This is a genomic window from Endozoicomonas sp. SESOKO3, assembly GCF_024606255.1.
The window spans coordinates 1-1,525 of record NZ_JAHHPR010000432.1; the positions used below are offsets into that span (position 1 = coordinate 1).

1 protein-coding gene is annotated in these 1,525 nt (G+C 49.1%); it reads right to left on the bottom strand.

Translation table 11 applies throughout. The features are described from left to right. The coding region (locus KDK18_RS07460; RefSeq protein ID WP_257254261.1) for a CehA/McbA family metallohydrolase at positions 1-1,409 on the bottom strand (1,409 nt) is incomplete at its 3' end. Positions 1,410-1,525: the final 116 nt, after the last annotated feature.

The window sequence follows — 1,525 nt, forward strand, 5'->3', positions numbered from 1 at the left end:
CTATTTAATCGCTCTATCAGCTCTCCCCAACTACGCACTTTCGGGGCTTTAAAAGTAGGCTTGGTACCGTTATAAACAGCATTGATACAGCCTTCGAATTCCCGGGTCTGGGCCCTGCGAATATCAACCCGACACCAATGATAATCGGAATCGACCTTCATCATTTTCGGTTCTGAACCCAGCATCATCGTTGCAACCAACTCGCCATCGACAATGCACTCAGCGAGATAACTCAACTGAGTATCTTGCACGGCTATTCGGTAGCTGAGCGGCTCGCCCGAGCTATCAGCTCCCGGCAAGAGTTGATGGTTGTTGATATCAAACGAAAGCCCGCAACGACGCTCTATGTAGACTTGACCGTTGCGCAAACCGGATAGGATGCCTTCACCACTCAAACCGTGGCTGAAGACAAAGGTAGCAGGATCGCCATATATCGACGGTTCCATCGCTTTGGGGTTGCGTTCATGGGGCTCCAGATGCGAGTCACTTCCACCTATGGCGGCCACCCGATGACCGCAATTCCACATTTCATTGAGCACCCGCAGCGCAGACTCAGTGGCTTGAGGCGATGTCGGCCAGGTGGGATCGCAACACACTTCAAAGGTTGAGATCTGCTCAAGTAAAAGCTGTGGATACTGCCAATGCCAGGGTTTCATCATCGGGTGATTAATACTGATGGAGCTTTGCTCCGCACGGGCGAGTTGCATACCGGCTTCGATAACCCTTTGGCTGGTAAGCTCGACATTTCGAAGATCCAACATGCATTCAGGCCCGTGAACATTAAAATGTCCCAGGTCAGTGGTCACCTCGATGCCAGGTAAGAAAAGACATGACTCAGAGACAGGCAATCCTGGCTGGCAAATGTTGTGTTCGGTAAAGAAAAAGAAATCGAGTTTTTGTGACTCCACAATCTGCTTTGCGGCAGAGAGACTATTGTGACCATCAGAAAGTCTGGTGTGAGCATGAAGATCACCACGATACCAGTGTGATTCGGACTTAAGCAGCTTGCTGTAATCAAAGTGGATACGGTGGTCAGTTCCCACAACCTTTTCGGTGAGCAGCTCTTCATGATTTTGCTCCTGATCGAAGTCAATCCAAATACGATATTGTATGGCACGCTTGGGTCTGAACTCGGCATCCATGTTGTATAAGTCGAGATACCATTCCCCTTCCATAACATCGCCATCAATCGCACCAAACCCTGACCGTTCAGGTTTGAAACACAGTGACTTGTTGGCTTTCTCAAAGAGTGCTTTGCCACGATACTGATCCTTTGCATCGTAGACAGCTGCATACAAAAACCTTTTAGTGACCGTAGAGCCCGTAACATTTACCGATAGCGCTCCGTGCGGTACCTTGAATGGCAGACGAGTTCGTCCAAAGGTGAGCTCACCTTGAAATTCAGTCATAGCTTTTGCCGATTAATCCTTTACTTAAGAAATGCGAGCCCGTGTAAAACGGACTCGACAGGCATTAAGAGCGGTTTACCCTATCTAACGCTCGCTGCGCTTTTTTTGCTGCCCGT